This window comes from Streptomyces sp. NPDC058145, from assembly GCF_042884245.1.
Taxonomy (GTDB): domain Bacteria; phylum Actinomycetota; class Actinomycetes; order Streptomycetales; family Streptomycetaceae; genus Streptomyces.
This window is the reverse complement of record NZ_JBHVUH010000007.1, coordinates 422081-441060: the sequence shown is the minus strand read 5'-3', so window position 1 is coordinate 441060 and position 18980 is coordinate 422081. Positions and strand designations below refer to the sequence as shown.

Genomic DNA, 18980 nt, shown 5'->3' with positions numbered 1-18980 from the left:
CGGCGCTCCGTGCGCCGTTCACGCAAGCGGCTTGCGTGGCTTGCGCTCTTCTTTCGGCAACAGGCATACAAAGCTGCCCCTCTCGCAGCCCCTCCTGCTTGTCGTTTCGACTATCCGCGCCACTGTCAAAGAATTGCAGATTCTGCGCGACATCTTGTGAACGAATGTTGTCGGTGCTTGAGTGTGCGGCGCCCCGCAGGCGCACTTTCCTGCTGTCCCCCGACCCCCACCACGAAGGGACCTGCACATGCAGCGCAGCAACGCCGCACATGTCAGGCGCATGCCAGCGATCGGGGCGGTCGTCGCCCTCGCCGCGGGCATGCTCGTCGCTCTGGCGCCCGCCGCGCACGCGGCCTCCGGCGCCACGCTCCCCTTCACCTCCGTCGAGGCCGAGTCGGCGAGCACCACCGGCACGAAGATCGGCCCGGACCACACCCAGGGCAGCCTCGCCTCGGAGGCCTCCGGCCGGCAGGCCGTACGGCTCACCGCCGGACAGCGCGTGGAGTTCACCGTGCCGCGCGCCGCCAACGCGGTGAACGTCGCCTACAGCGTCCCGGACGGTCGGTCGGGCTCGCTGAACGTCTACGTCAACGGCACCAGGCTCGCCCGGACGCTTCCGGTCACCGCCGAGTACTCCTACGTCGACACCGGCTGGATCACGGGTTCGAAGACCCACCACTTCTACGACAACGCCCGGATGCTGCTGGGCCGGGACGTCCAGGCCGGCGACCGGATCGCCTTCGAGGCGGCCGGCACCCAGGTCACCGTGGACGTCGCCGACTTCGAGCAGGTCGCGGCGTCCGCCGACCGGCCAGCCGGCTCGGTGTCCGTCGTCTCCAAGGGCGCCGACCCCAGCGGGAGCGGCGACTCCACCCAGGCCTTCCGGGACGCCATCGCGGCGGCCCGGGGCGGGGTGGTGTGGATCCCGCCGGGCGACTACCGGCTCACCTCCTCGCTGGGCGGGGTGCAGGACGTCACCCTGCAGGGCGCGGGCGGTTGGCACTCGGTCGTGCACACCTCCCGCTTCATCGACCAGACCAGCTCGTCGGGCGCTGTCCACATCAAGGACTTCGCGGTCGTCGGCGAGGTCACCGAGCGCGTCGACTCCAACCCGGACAACTTCGTCAACGGCTCCCTCGGCCTGAACTCGTCCGTCTCCGGCATGTGGCTCCAGCACCTCAAGGTCGGGCTGTGGCTGACCGGCAACAACGACAACCTGGTGGTGGAGAACAACCGCGTCCTCGACACCACCGCCGACGGCCTCAACCTCAACGGCACCGCCAAGGGCGTCCGGGTCCGCAACAACTTCCTGCGCAACCAGGGCGACGACGCGCTCGCCATGTGGTCGCTGTACTCCCCGGACACGGACTCCAGCTTCGAGAACAACACCATCTCGCAGCCCAACCTCGCCAACGGCATCGCCATCTACGGCGGCACCGACATCACGGTGCGCAACAACCTGATCTCCGACACCAACGCCCTGGGCAGCGGCATCGCGATCTCCAACCAGAAGTTCCTCGACCCCTTCTCCCCGCTGGCCGGCACCATCACGGTCGACGGCAACACGCTGGTGCGCACCGGCGCGCTGAACCCCAACTGGAACCACCCGATGGGCGCGCTGCGGGTCGACTCCTACGACAGCGCGATCGACGCGACGGTGAACATCACCAACACCACGATCACCGACAGCCCGTACAGCGCCTTCGAGTTCGTCTCCGGCGGCGGGCAGGGCCGCCCGGTGCGCAACGTCAACGTGACCGGCGCGACCGTGCGGAACACCGGCACGGTCGTGGTCCAGGCCGAGACCCCGGGCGCGGCCGCCTTCCGCAACGTCACCGCCACCCAGGTCGGGGCCGCCGGCGTCTACAACTGCCCCTACCCGGCGGACTCCGGTGCCTTCACCCTCACCGACGGCGGCGGCAACTCCGGCTGGTCCAGTACCTGGTCGGACTGCTCCACCTGGCCCCAGCCGGGCCAGGGCGACCCCGCCCCCGACCCGAACCGCAACCTCGCCAAGGGCCGCCCGGCCGCCGCGACCGGTTCGCAGGACGTCTACACGCCCGGCAAGGCGGTCGACGGCGACGCGGGCACCTACTGGGAGTCGGCCAACAACGCCTTCCCGCAGTCCCTGACGGTCGACCTCGGCTCCTCCTACGCGGTGCGCCGCGTGGTGCTGAAGCTGCCCCCGTCCGCCGCCTGGGGCGCCCGCACCCAGACCGTCACGGTGCTCGGCAGCGCCGACGGCTCGGCCTACTCCACCGTCGTCGGCGCGCAGGGCTACCGATTCGACCCGGCCACCGGCAACACGGCCACCGTCTCCCTGCCGAGCGGTACGAACCTGCGCTACCTCCGGCTCTCCGTCAGCGCCAACACGGGCTGGCCGGCCGGACAGTTCAGCGAGATGGAGGCCTACCTGGCGAACTGAGCCCCGCCAGGCCCGCGGAAGGCGCCTTCGGTGCCGCCGGCCGCGCAGCGGCCGGCGGCACCCGGCGGACCGCCGGGTTTCACATGGGTGCCATCAGATACTTCCCTGACGTTTGCTGCTCTTGGAACACTCGCTTCGCGCAGATTCCGTCATCTGACGGCAGCACCTACGTCAGGATGAGAGGACCCCTCACCCATGTCCGAAGTCAACCGGCGCCGCTTCCTCCAACTCGCGGGCGCCACGACGGCGTTCACCGCGCTGTCCGGCAGCATCCAGCGGGCGGCCGCACTGCCCGCCCACCACCGCACGGGTTCGGTCCAGGACGTCGAGCACATCGTCGTCCTGATGCAGGAGAACCGCTCGTTCGACCACTACTTCGGCAAGCTCAGCGGTGTCCGGGGCTTCGGCGACCCCCGCCCGGTCACTCAGAACGGCAGGTCCGTCTGGAAGCAGTCCGACGGCACGAAGGACATCCTCCCCTTCCACCCGGACGCCGACGACCTGGGTCTCGCCTTCATCCAGGACCTCCCGCACGGCTGGAACGACGGCCACACCGCGTTCGCCGGCGGCAAGTACGACATGTGGGTGCCCGCCAAGTCCCCGACGACGATGGCGTACCTGACGCGCGACGACATCCCCTTCCACTACGCGCTCGCCGACGCCTTCACCGTGTGCGACGCCTACCACTGCTCGTTCATCGGCTCCACCGACCCCAACCGCTACTACATGTGGACGGGGTACACCGGCAACGACGGCAAGGGCGGCGGCCCGGTCCTCGGCAACGAGGAGGCGGGCTACGGCTGGACGACGTACCCCGAGCGCCTGGAGCGGGCCGGGGTCTCCTGGCGGATCTACCAGGACGTCGGCGACGGGCTGGACGCACACGGCGGCTGGGGCTGGATCGACGACGCCTACCGCGGCAACTACGGCGACAACTCGCTGCTCTACTTCAACCAGTACCGGATCGCCGAGCCGGGCAGTCCGCTCTACGACAAGGCCCGCACCGGCACCGACGCGCGCGAGGGCGAGGGCTTCTTCGACCGGCTCCGCGCCGACGTCACCTCCGGGAAGCTGCCGCAGGTCTCCTGGATCGTCGCCCCGGAGGCGTTCACCGAGCACCCCAACTGGCCCGCAAACTACGGCGCCTGGTACGTCTCCCAGGTGCTGGACGCGCTGACCTCCGACCCGGAGGTGTGGGCGAAGACGGCACTGTTCATCACCTACGACGAGAACGACGGCTTCTTCGACCACGTGATCCCGCCCTTCCCGCCGGCCTCCGCCGACCGGGGCCGGTCGACCGTGGACCCCGCGCCGGACCTGTTCAAGGGCGACGGCAGCCACGCCGCGGGCCCCTACGGACTCGGCCAGCGGGTGCCGATGCTGGTCGTCTCCCCCTGGAGCAAGGGCGGTTACGTCTGCTCCGAGACCCTGGACCACACCTCGATCATCCGGTTCATCGAGAACCGCTTCGGCGTCCAGGAACCGAACATCTCGCCCTGGCGCCGGGCCATATGCGGCGACCTGACCTCCGCCTTCGACTTCTCCCGCAAGGACACCGCGCCGGTGGCGCTGCCGTCCACGGCCGGCTACCGGCCGCCGGACCACGACCGCCACCCCGACTACGTGCCCACCCCGCCCGCCACGCCCGCGCTGCCCAGGCAGGAGCGCGGCAGCCGCCCCACCCGTCCGCTCAAGTACGCCCCGGCGGTGGACGGCTCGGCGGACACGGCGGCCGGGAGGTTCACCCTCACCTTCGCCTCCGGCGCGCACGCGGGAGCCGCGTTCCTCGTCACCTCGGGCAACCGCGGCGACGGCCCCTGGTCGTACACCACCGAGGCCGGCAAGACCCTCTCCGACACCTGGAACTCGGCGTACTCGGGCGGCTCCTACGACCTCGCCGCGCACGGCCCGAACGGCTTCCTGCGCCTGTTCAAGGGCCGGAACAAGGCGGCCGGACCGGAGGTCACGGCCCGGCACACCGGTGACGACGTGGAACTCACCTTCACCAACCGGGGCTCCGGCACGGCACGGCTGAGGCTCGTCAACGGCTACGGCGGCGACCCGGTCACGGTGACGGTGCGGGCCGGGGCCACCGTGCGGCGCGCCGTCCGGCTCGCGTCCAGCCGGCGCTGGTACGACCTGACGGTCACCACGGACGCCGACCCGGCGTTCCTTCGCGGTTTCGCCGGGCACGTGGAGAACGGGCGGCCCGGCGTCAGCGACCCGGCCATCATCACGGAGTGAACGGGCGATGAACACCGCTCCGGGCGGACTGGTCAGGTACCGGTCACATCAGGGTAGTGTGCCCCGGTGACCACGCAATCGAACACTCCTGCAGGCTGGTATCCCGATCCGCACGGGGCGGCCCAGACGCTCCGCTACTGGGACGGCACCCAGTGGACCGAGCACACCAACCCGGCGCAGCAGGGCGCCGGTCAGGCTCCGCCGGTCGCTCCCCAGCAGCCCGCCGCGCACATCCCGCAGCAGCAGACCGGTGACGCCAAGGTGCAGCGCCAGGTGCAGAAGCAGGCGGGCGTCGCGGCCGGCGGTCCCGGCGGCGGCACTCTCTTCACCGAGCCGGTCCTGGTGGTGAACCAGAAGGCCAAGCTGATCGAGCTGACCAACGAGTACAAGGTCATGGATCAGAGCGGCCGTGAGATCGGCGCGGTCACCGAGGTCGGCCAGAGCGCGCTGAAGAAGATCCTTCGCTTCGTCTCCAGCCTCGACCAGTTCATGACGCACAAGCTGGAGATCCGCGACGCCTTCGGTCAGCCGCAGCTGGTGCTGACCCGGCCCGCGAAGTTCTTCAAGTCCCGGGTCATCGTGACGCGGCCGGACGGCTCGCCGGTCGGCGAGATCGTCCAGAAGAACATGATCGGGAAGATCAACTTCGCGATGAACGCGAACGGCCAGCAGGTCGGGGCGATCAAGGCGGAGAACTGGCGGGCCTGGAACTTCGCCATCGTCGACCACACGGACAACGAGGTCGCCCGGATCACCAAGACCTGGGAAGGCCTCGCCAAGACGCTGTTCACGACCGCGGACAACTACGTCCTGCAGATCCACTACCAGCTGCCCGAGCCGCTGCTGAGCCTCGTCGTGGCGACGGCCCTGACCGTCGACACCGCCCTCAAGCAGGACTCGCGGGGCTGGGGCTGACCGGCCCTGCCGGGCCACTGTCCGAGGGACGTGCGGCGGCGGCCGGTGCGTGCGGAAGATCCGCGTGCACCGGCCGCCGCTGTTTCCCGTTCAGAGCGCGGTGAGATGTCCCGGCTGCTCCGGCTGCCGGGGCACCAGCGCCGGTTCCGCCGCCGCCGTGCCCGGCTCCAGGGCCAGGACCGCCGCGACCGGGTGCTCGTCGTCGTGCCCGTCGTGCCCGTGGTGCTCGTCGTGCCCGCCGGGTGCGGGCGCCGCACGGGTCAGCAGGAGCACGCCCCAGGCGGCGAGACCGGCCCCGGCCAGCGCCAGCAGCACCCCGCCGGCGCCGCCCCGCAGGCCCTGCCCTAGCAGGGTCAGCCCGATGACCGCGGCGGCCACCGGGTTGGCCAGGGTGACCATGGCCAGCGGGGCGCCGAGGCCGCCGCGGTAGGCCGTCTGGGACAGCAGCAGTCCGCCGGTGGAGAACGCGGCCACGAGGACGGCGACCACGACCACCTCGAGACCCGGGCCGGAACCGGAGTGGTCCGTGGCCGCCACCGTCACCGTCTGGGTGAGGGCCGAGGCGACCCCCGAGGCGAAGCCCGAGGCGGTGGCGTGCCGCAGGCCCGGCCGGGCACCGGGCCGGGACAGCAGACCGATCAGGGTGGCGGTGGTTCCGGCGACCACCAGTGCCTCGGGCAGGCTCAGTATCCGTTCGGGCGCCGGTCCCGAGGCCGTGACCAGCACCGCCGCGAGCCCGAGCAGCGTGAGCGCCGTACCACGCCACTCCACCGCGCTGACCCGCCGCCCGGCGGCCCGCGCCCCGAGCGGCACGGCCGCGACCAGGGTGAGCGCCCCGAGCGGCTGGACGACCGTCAGCGGCCCGTACTTGAGGGCGACCACGTGCAGCAGCGCCGCGCCGGCGTTCAGGCCGACCGCCGCCCACCACGCGCCGGTGCCGAGCAGCCGCACCAGGCCCGTGCCGAGGCTGCGGGAGGCGAGGCGTTCCTGGGCGACGGCGGCCGCCGCGTAGCCGACGGCGGAGATCAGGGACAGGCCGACGGCGAGCAGGGTGGCGGCGCTCATCGGCCGGCTCCCGCCAGGACCGGCCCCCGCTGGGCGGGCAGCCGCGCGGTGCCCCCGGCCGTACCGGACGTGTGCCGCGGCGCGCGGACGACCGCCAGGGCGGCGCCGAGCATGACGGCAGCCGCCAGCGCGTCGACCCAGTAGTGGTTGGCCGTGCCCACGATCACCAGCAGGGTGACCAGCGGATGCAGCAGCCACAGCGGGCGCAGGCGCGAGCGGGTGGCCGCCATCAGGCCCACCGCCACCATCAGCGCCCAGCCGAAGTGCAGCGAGGGCATCGCCGCGAACTGGTTGGACAGGTGGTCGCCGGCCGGCGGGCCGTAGACCGAGGGTCCGTATATCCGGGCGGTGTCCAGCAGGCCGGTGCCGGTCAGCATCCGCGGCGGGGCCAGCGGGAACGTGAACGGCAGCACCAGGGCGGCCGCGGTCACCGCCGCCAGCACCCGCCGGGCCCAGACGTAGTGGGCGGGGCGCCTGACGTACAGCCAGACCAGGAAGGCCAGGGTGGCCGGGAAGTGGACGGTCGCGTAGTAGGTGTTCGCCAGGTGGACGAGGAGGTCGCCGTGCAGCAGTGCGGACTGCACGGAGGTCTCGTCGGGCAGGCGCAGGGCCCGTTCGAGGTGCCAGACGCGGTGGGCGTTGCGGAAGGCGTCCGTGGTGTGGCCGACGGCCAGCTGCCGCCCGAGCTTGTAGACGAGGAAGAGTCCCGCGACGAGCAGGAACTCGCGCGGGAGCGGCGGGCGCGCGGTCGCTGTCGCGTCCGGCTCCGCTGTCGCAGGCTCGGTTCGGGCGTTCATCCCCCGGCCCCTTCGCTGACGGTCGTGCGGGTGGTGGTGCGGGCCGGGCCGCGTGTTCCTGGCCCGGAACTCATCGATACGTCTCCGTACCGATACGCCAGTGTACCGATACGCTGGAGTACCGGTACACTGGCGTATCGATTGATGTGCGACACACTGGAGACCCGGGCACGCCCCGGAGCAGAGTGAGGAGAGGCAACGCATGACGTCGCAGGCCGAAGACGGACCGGACACGGTCGCCGCCTCGCGCCGCTCCAAACTCACGCCCGAGCGTGAGCGGGAGTTCTTCGACGCCGTGCTGGAGCAGATCCGCGAGTGCGGCTACGACTCCGTGACCATGGAGGGTGTCGCCCACAGCACCCGGTGCAGCAAGTCCACGCTCTACCGGCAGTGGAAGACCAAACCCCAGTTCGTCGCGGCCGCGCTGCGGGCCAACCGCAAGGTGCGCTTCGCCGGCATCGACACCGGGTCGCTCGCCGAGGACCTGTGCCTGGCCGCGCGGGCCGCGGGCGACTGGTCCAACAAGGACACCCGGCTGATGCAGGCGCTGGGCCACGCGGTCACGGCCGACCACGAACTGGCGCAGGCGCTGCGCGAGGCCCTGGTCCTGCCCGAGATCGCCGAGCTCCAGGAGATGCTGGCGCGGGGCGTGGAACGCGGCGAGGTGCCCGCGGACCATCCCGCGCTGGAGTACATCCCGGCCATGATGTTCGGCGTCCTGCGCGTGCGGCCGGTGCTGAGCGGCCAGTACGCCGACGCCGACTACCTCGTCCGCTTCGTGGAGGCCACCGTGCTGCCCGCGCTCGGACTGACACCAGACCCAGGCCGCCGTTCACGGGATGACTGAACGGTGACCTGTCGGCGCCGCACCGTGGGGACGGGGGCGGCGCGCACCCCCCGGCCGGGTGGGGTTCCCCTTGAGCGGAGGGGCGCCCCACCCGGCCGACTGCTTTCCCCGGACGTCCCTCAGACGTCCTGGCCGCTCCCGCCGCCCGACGAGACCTTGATGCCCTTGAGGATCTCGTCGATGACCGACACGTCCTGGCCGACGTCCACGCCGAAGCGCACCACGACCATCCGCTTGGCGTCGTTGGGCGAGGGGAAGGCCACCGACTCGACGTAGCCGTCGGCGCCCTTGCTGGTGACCGCCTTCCAGCGCACCGCGTAGCCCTTCTGTCCGGCCACCGTCACCGCCTTGGCCGCCAGCACCTCGTGCGAGGTGATGCTGCCGTAGGTGGTGCCGCCGTAGGACTGCTTGGCGTTGGCCGCGATGTCCGCCCTGGCGACCTCCTCGGCGGTGTCGCCCTTCGTCTTGAGGGCGAGGGCGGGCGCGGTGTAGGCGCCGCCCGCGGTGCAGGTCTGGGCGCTGTTGCCGGGGCACTTGTAGGAGTCGCCGGAGGTCACCTGGGCACCCACGCCGATCGACTCCCCGGTCCAGCCCTTCGGCACCGGCAGGCTGATGCCGTTCACCGGATCCGGCACGGTGCCGCCGCCCTGGACCTTCGGCGCCTCGGAACCCCTGGGCGCGGGCGACTCGCCCGACCCGCCGTCACCGCCGGAGCCCCCCGATCCGCCGCCGGGCCCGCCCTGGCCGCCGGTCCGGCCGTCCTGCCCCTGCTGCGAACCGGCGCGCCCGGGGCCACTGCCACCGTCGTCCTTGGCCAGGGCGTACACCCCGACCCCGATGCACACCAGGACCGCGGCGGCGGCCCCCACGGCTATGCCCGTGCGCAGCCCGCGCCGGGGCGCGGCCGGCGGCTGGGCCGGATACGCCGAGTACGCCGGATACCCCGGCTGCGCCCCGTACGGCTGGTACGCCGGGGGAACCGGCTGCTGCGCCGGGGGACCCCACCCGGCGGCCGTACCGGCGGGGCGGGTCTGGTCCGTCCAGGCCCTGCCGTCCCACCAGCGCTCGATGGGCGGACCGTCATTCGTCTGCCCGGGGTCGGGGTACCACCCGGGAGGAGTCACCTGCGTCATGCCCCCACCGTATGAGGCATCGGTGAAAGCGGGATGAGAGGATCCGCCGCCAACTTCGCGCACCGGGACATTTCTCCGGAGAATTCCTCGGCCCTCCCCGGTGGCGGACCGGCCACCGTCACCGAGCCACCACCAGCCGCACCGGCCCGCGTCCCGCCGGCGGCGGCAGCCGCAGGCCGTCCCGACCCGGTGTCACCGAGCCGAGCACGCTCGGGTGGTGGGCGCCGGTGCTGCGCGGATCGGTGCCGGCCAGGCCGTGGGCGGTGAGGAAACCGAGCACTGCGAAGGCGTACGCCTCCTTCGCGGAGGCGGGCATGCCCAGCTCGTCGGAGCTGCGCACCGCGACGCCGGGGAGCCGGTCCCGCAGCGCGGACATGAGCACCGGGTTGCGGGTGCCCCCGCCCGAGGCCACCACCTCGCCGGCACCGACGCGGCCCACCGCGTCCGCGACCGTCCTGGCCGTCAGCCAGGTGAGCGTGGCCAGCGCGTCCTCGGCGGCCAGCGCGTCCACCCCGGCCGACCGCAGATACCCGGCGTGGAACAGTTCCTTGCCGGTCGTCTTGGGCGGTTCGAGCGCGTAGTACGGCTCGGCCAGCAGCCGGTCCAGCAGCGCCCCGTCCGGCCGGCCCCGCGCGGCCAGCGCGCCGTCGGTGTCGCAGGCCAGCCGCCCGCCGCTGAAGTGCCGGGCCGCCGCGTCGAGCAGCGCGCAGCCCGGCCCGGTGTCGAACGCCGTGCCGTCGGGCGCGGTCAGGTTGGCGATGCCGCCGATGTTCAGCGCCACGGGCCTGCCCGGCCTGCCCCGCAGCCACAGCAGGTCGACCAGGCTCACCAGGGGCGCGCCCTGACCGCCGGCGGCTACGTCCCGGGCGCGGAAGTCGGCGACCACCGGCAGCCCGGTCGCCTCGGCGATCCACGCGGGCTGCCCGAGCTGGAGCGTGCCGTGCACCCGGCCCCCGTACACCCAGTGGTGGACGGTCTGTCCGTGCGAGGCCACCAGCTCGCCGCGGCCGGCGCAGAGTTCACGGTCGGCGCGGACGGCCGCCGCCGCGAACGCCTGCCCGATCCGGGTGTCGAGCCGGCACACCTCGGCGAGCGGGACGGCGGCCGGCGGCAGCGCCGCCGCGAGCGCGGTACGCAGTTCACCGTCGTACGGCGCGCTCACCATCCCCAGCGGCTCCAGCACCAGCGTGTCGCCGTCCAGGCGCAGATCCGCCGCCGCCGCGTCCACTGCGTCGTACGACGTCCCCGACATCAGCCCGATCACCCGCACCGTTCAACCCGCCTTTCCCGAGGGCCGCCTGAGCAGCGCCGGCGCGCTCAGCGCGCAGGCCGCCGCCGCGTAGTAGGCGGGCACGTCCGGATTCCCGGTGCGCCGCACCGCCACCGTGATGATCAGCCCCGCGCAGCCGGAGAACACCGCGTTGGACAGGGAGTGGGCGAGCCCCAGACCGGTCCAGCGCACCCGGGCCGGGAACTGCTCGGCCAGCAGGGCGGGTCCCGGCCCGGCCATCAGGCCCACCACCGCGCCCGCGGCACCGACGGCCGCGCCCCGGGCCACGGCGGAAGTGCCGGGATCCTGCAGCAGATCGAACAGGGGCACCGCCATGACCACCACCAGCACCGCCCCGGTCAGCATCACCGGCCGCCGCCCGATCCGGTCGCTGAGCAGGCCCGCCGGGAGGATCGCGGCGGCGAACCCGGCGTTGGCCGGCACGGTGGCCAGCAGCGCCTGCCGGAGGTCCGTGTGCAGCGTGGACTGGAGATACGAGGGCAGGACGACGAGGAACGTGTATCCGGCCGCCGCCCAGCCCATGATCTGCCCGGCGCCCAGCAGCACCGCCCGCGTCACCGCCCGGGTGCCGCCGCCCGCCCCGGCGGGCGCGCGGCCCCGCTGCCGGAACTCCGGCGTCTCCTCGAGACCGGTCCGCAGCCACAGCGCGAGCAGCCCCAGCGGCAGGGACAGCAGGAACGGCAACCGCCAGCCCCAGCCGGCGAGCTGGGCCCCGGTGAGCACCGAGGCCGTGGCCGCCGCGACCGACGTGCCGGCCAGCAGGCCCAGAGCCACGGTGAACGACTGCCACGCGCCGTACAGTCCACGCCGGCCCGGCGGGGCGTGCTCCGTCAGCACGGCCACGGCGCCACCGAACTCGCCCCCCGCCGACAGGCCCTGAACGGCTCTCAGGGACGTCAGCAGCCAGGGTGCCAGGGCGCCCGCCGTGGCGTACGTCGGCAGCACGCCGATCAGTGTCGTGGCGGCCGTCATCAGCGTGATCACCCCGATCAGCACCGGCCGCCGCCCCAGCCGGTCGCCCAGCCGGCCGAACAGGGCGGCGCCCAGCGGCCGGAAGAAGAACGCCAGCGCGAAGGAGGCGTACGTCCGCACCAGCCCCTCGGCCGCGCTCGCGCCCGCCGGGGTGAAGAACCGCTCGGCGAGCACGGTGGCCAGGCAGCCGTAGACACCGAACTCGTACCACTCGACGAGGTTGCCCACCGACCCCGCCGCCACCGCCCGCACCATCGGCACCCGGGGCGCCGCGCCGTCACGCGACCCGGGACGCCCGTGATCGCCGGGTACTTCGGAAAGCTGCTTCATCCCAGTCCTGTTGACGGTCCGTCCGCTGAACACCGGCCGGTCGGGCAGGGCGCGCGACGCCCGCCCGCGACTTTCTTCACCCGGCGGGGCAACACGTGGCCCGACCGGTCACCACACATCCCACCGGACGGCTACGCTCGGGGTCTGTACGTCATTCGGGCGACCTGGGGAGGTAACGGGATGACGGAGGGACGGCCGTCGGCGACCGGCTCGGCTCCCCTGTGGGAGCGGGACACGGAGATCGCCACGGTCACACGGGCGCTCGACGCCCTGTGCGCCGACCGGTCGTCCGCGGGCAGCCTGCTCGTCTTCCGGGGCGAGGCCGGCCTCGGCAAGACCGCGCTGCTGAACGAGACCCGACGCATGGCCGAACGCCGCGGCTGCACCGTGTGGTCCGCCCGGGGTGGCGAGACGCTGAGGTCCGTTCCGTTCAACGTGGTCCGGCAGTTACTGCAGCCCGCACTGGTCTCCCTGCTGCCGGGGGAGGCCCGGGAGTACCTCGGCGACTGGTACGACATAGCGGGCCCAGCCCTCGGCATAGTGGACCCCCAGGAGGCCACCGCCGACCCGCAGTACGTGTGCGACGGACTCGTCGCCGCGGTACGCCGGCTCGCCCGCCGCGAATGGCCGCTGGTCCTGCTCGTCGACGACGCGCACTGGGCCGACCACGAGACCCTGCGCTGGCTCTCCGCGTTCGCCGAACGCCTGGACGACCTGTCCGTGCTGGTCGTGGTCGCCCGCCGCCCCGGCGAGGTGAACGGCGACAGCGCCCGGCACCTCGACGCGGTGGCCGCGGCCGCGGCCCGCCCCGTCAACCTCAGCGCCCTCACCCCGGACGCCACCGCCGGCCTCACCCGTGCCACCGTCGGCCGGCACGCCGACGACCCGTTCTGCCGCGAGGTCTGGGCCGTCACCGGCGGCAACCCCTACGACACCGTCGAACTCCTCGCCAGGGTGCGGGACAGCGAGGTCCAGCCGGTCGAGGCCCGGGCCGGCGAACTGCGCGCCCTGAACCGCTCCGCCCGCGGCGGCGGCCTCGTCGACCGGCTCAAGGGGCTCGGCATCGAGGCCACCCGGTTCGCCTGGGCGGCGGCCATCCTCGGCACCGGCATCTCCGTCGACCTCGTCGCCCGGCTCGCCGGCATGAGCACCGAAGACGCCCGGAGCTGCGCCGAACTGCTGGGCGACGCCCGTTTCCTCACCGAGCCCGAGCCCGTGTCCGGCACCGAGTCCGGGGACGGCGAGCTGGAGTTCGTCCACCCGCTGATCGCGTCCGCCGTGTACGACTCCATCCCGGCCGGTGTGTGCACCGCCATGCACGGGGTCGCCGCGCAGATCCTCACCGAGACCGGACACGGCGCCGCGGAGGCCTCCCGGCACCTGCTGAAGGTGCACCCGGACGACGACGAGGAACTCGTCGAGCAGCTCCGCGCGGCGGCCCGCGAGCAGCTGGCCGTCGGCGCGCCGGACGCGGCCCGCCGCTGTCTGGAACGCGCCCTGCGGGAGCCGCCGCGCCCCGAGGTCCACGCCCACGTGCTCTACGAGCTGGGCCGGGCCACCCTGCTGACCGCGCCCGCCGTCACCGTCGAGCACCTGCGCAGCGCCCTCGCCATGCCCGGTCTCGACGACGGGCAGCGGGTCGACGCCGTCGTCCGGCTCTCCCAGGCGCTGCTGCACAACGACGAGCTGGAGGAGGCCGTCCGTACGGTGGAGGCCGAGGCCGCCCGGCACCCGGCGCCCCCGGTCCGGATGCGGCTGCAGGCCGTGCAGTTCATGTGGGAGGGCATCCACGGCGAGACCGTCTCCCCGGAGCGGTCCCGGCGCCTGGCCGAACTGGCCGCCACCTGCACCGGCCGGGACAACTCCGAGCGCGCCCTGCTGATCCTGCGCGGCTTCGACGCGATGACCCACGGCGAGAGCGCCGAGGACGTCGTCCAGTCCTGCGACCGCGCCCTGGTCAACGGCCGCCTGGCACCCGGGCTCGGCTGGACCGACGGCGAGTGGGGCATCGAACTGCTGATGATGCTCGGCAGCGCGTACGCCTACGCCGACCGGCTCGACCGTGCCGAGAGCCTCTTCGCCGAGGCCCTGCGCGCCTACACCGGCGCCGGCTGGCGCGGCGGCCACCTCTCCCTGGCCAACGCCTTCCTCGGCCTCGCCTACCGCAGGCAGGGCCGGCTGCGCGACGCCGAGATCGCGCTGCGCGAGGCACTGGCGCTCGCCGAGCGCGTCGGCCGCGGCCTGCCGCTGTACTGGTCCGCGACCTGTGGACTGGTCGACACCCTGCTGGCCCGCGGCGACGTCGAGGAGGCCTGGTCGATCGCCGGGCGGTACGGCTTCGCCCCGCCCTATCCGTCCACCATCGTGCTGCCCGACGTCCGCTCCGTGCGCGGCCGGCTGCTGCTCGCCGTCGGCCGCACCGAGGACGGCATCAACGAACTGGAGGCCGCCGAGAAGACCGCCGCCTCCCGCGGCGGCCACAACCCGGTCCTCGCCCCCTGGTCCCTCGACCTCGCCAGGGCCCTCGCCGTACAGGACCCGGCGCGCGCGGCCCGGCTCGCCGCGGACGCCCGCCGGCAGGCCGAGCGGTTCGGCACCGACACCGCCATCGGCGAGGCACTGCGCTGCGCCGCCGCCCTGGAGACCGGCCAGCGCGCGGTGCGCCTCGCCGCACAGGCCGTCGCCTATCTGGAGGCCTCGCCCTGCCAGTACGAGCACGCGGCGGCCCGGGTCGAGTACGGCATCGCGACCCGCTCGGTCGCGGAGCTCGACCGGGGCCTGACCCTGGCGCGTTCCTGCGGGGCGGACGGTCTGGCGGCGCAGGCACGGGAGGTGCTGGAGACGGGGCGCGGGCTGCGCTAGGGCCTGTCGTCAAATTCCCGTCGTCGCCCGAAGGGCGGCCCTGCGGCGTCTGGTGCGTGCTCTCGGCGTGCCGGGCGGAAGTCCTCGTACTGGACGTACTCGGGCTTTCGCCCGGTGCGGCGAGAGCAAGTGCCAGGCGTCGCGGGGCAGGCGGGAATTTGACGACAGGCCCTAGGGCCTGGGGAGTGCCGCGGAGTTCCCTCCTCGGCCGGCACCGGCCCGGGGGCGTCAAGGGGTCTCCTCCTCGGCCAGCACCCGCTGGGCCGTCGCGAACGCCGAGTTGGCCGCCGGCACCCCGCAGTACACGGCGGTCTGCAGCAGCACCGCGCCGATCTCCTCGGGCGTCAGCCCGTTGCGCCGGGCCGCCCGGACGTGCATCGCCAGCTCGTCGTAGTGTCCGTGCGCGACCAGCGCGGTCAGCGTGATCATGCTGCGCTCGCGGCGGGACAGCGTCGGATCGGTCCAGATCTCCCCCCAGGCGTAGCGGGAGATGAAGTCCTGGAACCGTGCGGTGAACGGGGTCTGCCGGGCCTGCGCCCGGTCCACGTGCGCATCGCCCAGCACCTCGCGGCGCACCGCCATCCCGCTCCCCGGAGCCCCGTCGAGCTGGGTGCGCAGGGCGGCCACGACGGCCTTCGGGACCTGCGCGGGCGCCAGATGGGAGGCGCCCGGCAGCTCCAGGAGCGTGGCGCCGGACACCGCGTCCGCGATCTCCCGCAGATGTGCCGGAGGCGTCGCGGGGTCCTCCCGGCCCGCGACGAGCAGCGTCGGCACGGTGATCCCGGAGAGCCGCTCGCGCAGGTCGAAGGCGGCCAGCGCGTCGCAGCACGCGGCGTACCCCTCGGGGTCGGCCTCCCGGTGGTCCCGCACCAGCCGGGGCACGGTGAAGCCGGGCGTGAACCAGCGTGCGTCGGCGCTCTCCACCAGCCAGTGAAGGCCCTCCCGGCGCACCCGTTCGGCCCGCTCCCGCCACGGTGTCGCGCCGCCGAAGTGGGCGGAGGAGCAGATGACCGCGAGCGAGGAGAGCCGTTCGGGGTGGTGCACGGCCAGATGCAGGCCGACCGCCCCGCCGAGCGACACGCCCGCGTAGGCGAACCGCTCGATGCCGAGCGCGTCGGCGAGCGCCAGTACCAGGGCGGCGAGGTCGCCGACCGAGGCGCCCGGCCCGATCAGGTCCGCCGCCGAACCGCCGTGGCCCGGCAGGTCCCAGCGGACCACCCGGTGGCCGCTGGACAGCTCGGGCGCGACCGCGTCCCACAGGGCGTACGAGGTGCCGAGCGACGGCCCGAGCAGCAGCGGGGGAGCGGACGCCGGTCCTTCGTCTAGGTGGTTGAGGAGTTGCACGGTCAACGACGCTCCAGGGCACGGTCGGTGAGGGCACCGGCGAAGCCGGTGTAGTGGGTGGGGTCCGTGAGGTCGTCCAGCTCGACCTCCTTCAACTCGGCTTGCTCCGCCAGAAGTTCACGCAGCGGACGGTCCTCGTCGTGCGCGCGGCGGGCCAGTTCGGTGAGCAGTTGCTTCGCCCGGGCCCGGCCGAGCACGGGGGCCAGGGCGGCGGAGAGCCGCTCGGAGACGATCAGCCCCCGGGTGATGCCGAGGTTCCGGCGCATCGTAGCCGGGTGCACCCGCAGCTCCTCGGCCAGCCCGGCCGCGTGCGCGGCGGCGCCGCCCACCAGCCGGAGCAGGTCGCGCAGCGGCTCCCACTCGGCGTGCCAGGCGCCGGCCGGCCGCTCGTCCTCGGCGGCGAGCGAGCCGTACAGGGTGGCCGCGAGCTGCGGGGCGCGCCGGGCGGCGGCCGCGACGAGCGTCGAGCGGACCGGGTTCGCCTTGTGCGGCATGGCCGACGAGCCGCCACCGCTGCCCTCGGTCACCTCGCCGGTCTCCGTGCGCGACAGCGTCAGCACGTCCACCGCGAGCTTGCCGAGCGCCCCCGCCGTGAAGGCCAGGCAGCCGGCCAGGTCGGCGACAGGGGTGCGCAGTGTGTGCCAGGGCAACACAGGTGCGGCCAGGCCGAGTTCGCGGGCGTAGGCCCGGGTGGGCGCGTCCGGGTCCCCGGCGCCGTACACGCGGAAGGCCGCCAGGGTTCCGGCGGCGCCCCCGAGCTGGACGGGGAGCGCGTCCCGTACCCGGCGCACGCGGTCGCGGGCGTCCAGGACCAGCGAGCGCCAGCCGGCCGCCTTCAGCCCGAACGTCGTGGGCACCGCGTGCTGGGTGAGGGTCCGTCCGGGCATCGGCGTGTCCCGATGGCCGGCGGCGAGCCGGGCGAGCGCCCGTTCGGTCCGGCCGAGGTCGTCGAGGACCGGGTCCAGGGTGCGCACGGCGACCAGCATCGTCGCCGTGTCCATGATGTCCTGGCTGGTGGCGCCCCGGTGCACATACGGACCGTGCTCCTCGCCCACCGCCTTCGTCAGGTCGGCGACCAGCGGGATGACCGGGTTGCCGCCGCCGCGGGCCCGCTCGGCGAGCGAGCGGACGTCGAAGCGGCCGGAGCCGGCCGCCTCCGTCACCGCGGCGGCGGCCGCCGCCGGCGCGAGACCGAGCGCGGCCTGGGCACGGGTCAGGGCGGCCTCGGCGTCGAGCAGGGCACGCAGATAGGCCGTGTCGCCCGTCGCGGCGGCGGCCGGGGTGCCGGCCCACCCGGGGGCGAGCAGGCCGGTGTCACCGTCCTCCGGGGGCACCTCCCGCCCGGAGGGTGGGGGAGTCACCGGAACTCCAGGAAGACCGTCTCGCCCTCGCCCTGAAGGCGGATGTCGAAACGGTAGGTCCCGTCGCCCTCGGCTCCGGCGATCAGCGTGTCGCGCCGGTCGCCCACCCGGGCGAGCAGCGGGTCGGCGGCCAGCGCCGCCTCGTCGCGCGGGAGGTAGATCCGGGTGAACAGGTGGACGAGCAGGCCGCGCGCGAAGACGCACACGCTCAGGTACGGCGCGCTGTCCCCGCGCGCGCCGGGCCGCAGCGTCCGCGCGTACCAGTGGCCGTCCGCGTCGGTCTGGATGCGCCCCCAGCCGGTGAACTCCACGCCGTTGCGGCCCAGGTAGCCGCCGGTCGCCGGGTCCCGCCGGAGGGAGCCGTCCACCTCGGGAACGGTGCCGTCGGGGCGCGGTCCCCACAACTCGACGAGGGCGTCGGGCAACGGCCTGCCCTCGCCGTCGAGGACGTAGCCGTGGACGGTGACCGTGTCGGGGTGCCCGAGCGGGGCGATGTCCTCGCCGCCGCGGAAGGGCAGCGCGTACCCGTAGAAGGGGCCGACCGTGTGGGACGGGGTGGGCAGCACGTTCTCGGGGCTGCCGGTGTCGGTCTTCGTCATCGCTGCGGTCAGCGTCCTTCCTCGATCCAGGTGGCGGCGGGGCCGTCCAGCACGATGTCCCAGTGGTAGCCGAGGGAGAACTCGGGCACCGACAGGCCGTGGTCGTAGGTGGCGACCAGCCGCTGCCGCGCCGCGTCGTCCGTCACGGACTGCAGGATCGGGTCGTACGGGAAGAGCGGGTCGCTCGGGAAGTACATCTGCGTCACCAGCCGCTGCGTGAACGCCGCGCCGAACACCGAGAAGTGGATGTGCGCCGGACGCCAGGCGTTGACGTGGTTGCGCCACGGGTACGGGCCGGGCTGGATGGTGGTGAAGTGGTACCGGCCCTCGGCGTCGGTGAGGGTGCGGCCGAAGCCCGTGAAGTTCGGGTCGAGCGGGGCGTCGTGCTGCTCACGCTGATGGGCGTACCGGCCGGCCGAGTTGGCCTGCCAGATCTCCACGAGCTGGCCGCGCACCGGCCGGCCGGCCCGGTCCAGCAGCCGGCCCGAGACGGTGATGCGCTCGCCGACCGGCTCCCCCCGGTGATGCCGGGTGAGGTCGTTGTCGATCCCGGTGATGTCGCGCTCCCCGAAGGCGGGGGAGCACAGTTCCACCAGCTCGGGGTCCTGGGCGGTGTCGATGGCGACCAGCGGCTGCCTGGGATGGCGCAGCACCGAGGAGCGGTAGGGCGCGTAGTCCCTGCGCGGGTGGTGCTCGACGGGGGCGCCTTCGGCGACCCGCTTCTCGTACGCGGCGTGCTCGGCCGCGATCTCCTGGTCGATGTCCTGCTGGGTGAGAGTCATCGCGATACCTGAC

At 73.7% G+C, this 18980-nt stretch carries 14 protein-coding genes; 5 read left to right on the top strand and 9 right to left on the bottom strand.

Annotated features, from left to right (window positions below):
• The first annotated feature begins 280 nt into the window (after nucleotides 1-280).
• From ACFVVO_RS18860 to ACFVVO_RS18850, 3 genes are all read left to right on the top strand, one after another.
• Nucleotides 281-2425, top strand: coding sequence for a discoidin domain-containing protein (locus tag ACFVVO_RS18860; RefSeq protein ID WP_390056221.1), 2145 nt, complete (start codon nucleotides 281-283; stop codon nucleotides 2423-2425).
• A gap of 195 nt (nucleotides 2426-2620) precedes the next feature.
• Nucleotides 2621-4669, top strand: a complete 2049-nt coding sequence (locus ACFVVO_RS18855) for a phosphocholine-specific phospholipase C (protein ID WP_390056219.1) — start codon at nucleotides 2621-2623, stop codon at nucleotides 4667-4669.
• 66 nt (nucleotides 4670-4735) lie between these two features.
• Nucleotides 4736-5584, top strand: a complete 849-nt coding sequence (locus ACFVVO_RS18850) for a phospholipid scramblase-related protein (RefSeq protein WP_390056218.1) — start codon at nucleotides 4736-4738, stop codon at nucleotides 5582-5584.
• A 90-nt stretch (nucleotides 5585-5674) separates the two neighbouring features.
• Here the strand turns inward: ACFVVO_RS18850 and ACFVVO_RS18845 are convergent, their stop codons facing one another.
• Both ACFVVO_RS18845 and ACFVVO_RS18840 read right to left on the bottom strand, forming a co-directional pair.
• Nucleotides 5675-6649: a hypothetical protein gene (locus ACFVVO_RS18845; RefSeq protein WP_390056216.1), complete on the bottom strand. Its 975-nt coding sequence runs from the start codon at nucleotides 6647-6649 to the stop codon at nucleotides 5675-5677.
• Nucleotides 6646-7446 (bottom strand): phosphatase PAP2 family protein, encoded by an 801-nt coding sequence (locus ACFVVO_RS18840; protein ID WP_390056215.1) that lies wholly within the window; start codon nucleotides 7444-7446, stop codon nucleotides 6646-6648. Before ACFVVO_RS18840 ends, ACFVVO_RS18845 begins: the two co-directional genes overlap by 4 nt.
• A gap of 202 nt (nucleotides 7447-7648) precedes the next feature.
• Here ACFVVO_RS18840 and ACFVVO_RS18835 point away from each other — a divergent pair, with 202 nt between their 5' ends.
• Nucleotides 7649-8293, top strand: coding sequence for a TetR/AcrR family transcriptional regulator C-terminal ligand-binding domain-containing protein (locus tag ACFVVO_RS18835; protein ID WP_390056214.1), 645 nt, complete (start codon nucleotides 7649-7651; stop codon nucleotides 8291-8293).
• Between the two features lie 119 nt (nucleotides 8294-8412).
• Here the strand turns inward: ACFVVO_RS18835 and ACFVVO_RS18830 are convergent, their stop codons facing one another.
• The 3 genes from ACFVVO_RS18830 to ACFVVO_RS18820 all read right to left on the bottom strand — a co-directional run bounded on the left by ACFVVO_RS18830 (nucleotide 8413) and on the right by ACFVVO_RS18820 (nucleotide 11944).
• A complete protein-coding gene (locus ACFVVO_RS18830; RefSeq protein ID WP_390056213.1) occupies nucleotides 8413-9426 on the bottom strand; it encodes a DUF2510 domain-containing protein in 1014 nt (337 codons plus the stop codon).
• A gap of 118 nt (nucleotides 9427-9544) precedes the next feature.
• The gene (locus tag ACFVVO_RS18825) at nucleotides 9545-10696 is read right to left on the bottom strand and encodes an anhydro-N-acetylmuramic acid kinase (RefSeq protein WP_390056211.1); all 1152 of its coding nucleotides are present in this window, start codon (nucleotides 10694-10696) and stop codon (nucleotides 9545-9547) included.
• 3 nt (nucleotides 10697-10699) lie between these two features.
• On the bottom strand, nucleotides 10700-11944 hold the full coding sequence (locus tag ACFVVO_RS18820) for an MFS transporter (protein WP_390056272.1): 1245 nt from the start codon (nucleotides 11942-11944) through the stop codon (nucleotides 10700-10702).
• A gap of 255 nt (nucleotides 11945-12199) precedes the next feature.
• On the opposite strand from ACFVVO_RS18820, the gene ACFVVO_RS18815 reads away from it, so the two are divergent.
• A complete protein-coding gene (locus ACFVVO_RS18815; RefSeq protein WP_390056209.1) occupies nucleotides 12200-14881 on the top strand; it encodes an ATP-binding protein in 2682 nt (893 codons plus the stop codon).
• 228 nt (nucleotides 14882-15109) lie between these two features.
• Here the strand turns inward: ACFVVO_RS18815 and pcaD are convergent, their stop codons facing one another.
• The 4 genes from pcaD to pcaH are packed head-to-tail and all read right to left on the bottom strand — an operon-like array spanning nucleotide 15110 to nucleotide 18967.
• Nucleotides 15110-16231, bottom strand: a complete 1122-nt coding sequence (pcaD, locus tag ACFVVO_RS18810) for a 3-oxoadipate enol-lactonase (RefSeq protein WP_390056208.1) — start codon at nucleotides 16229-16231, stop codon at nucleotides 15110-15112.
• On the bottom strand, nucleotides 16228-17586 hold the full coding sequence (pcaB, locus tag ACFVVO_RS18805; RefSeq protein WP_390056206.1) for a 3-carboxy-cis,cis-muconate cycloisomerase: 1359 nt from the start codon (nucleotides 17584-17586) through the stop codon (nucleotides 16228-16230). The genes pcaD and pcaB overlap by 4 nt, the downstream gene beginning before the upstream one ends.
• Complete coding sequence (gene pcaG, locus ACFVVO_RS18800; RefSeq protein WP_390056205.1) at nucleotides 17583-18185, bottom strand: protocatechuate 3,4-dioxygenase subunit alpha; 603 nt, start codon at nucleotides 18183-18185, stop codon at nucleotides 17583-17585. Before pcaG ends, pcaB begins: the two co-directional genes overlap by 4 nt.
• A gap of 8 nt (nucleotides 18186-18193) precedes the next feature.
• Complete coding sequence (pcaH, locus tag ACFVVO_RS18795) at nucleotides 18194-18967, bottom strand: protocatechuate 3,4-dioxygenase subunit beta (protein WP_390056203.1); 774 nt, start codon at nucleotides 18965-18967, stop codon at nucleotides 18194-18196.
• Nucleotides 18968-18980: the final 13 nt, after the last annotated feature.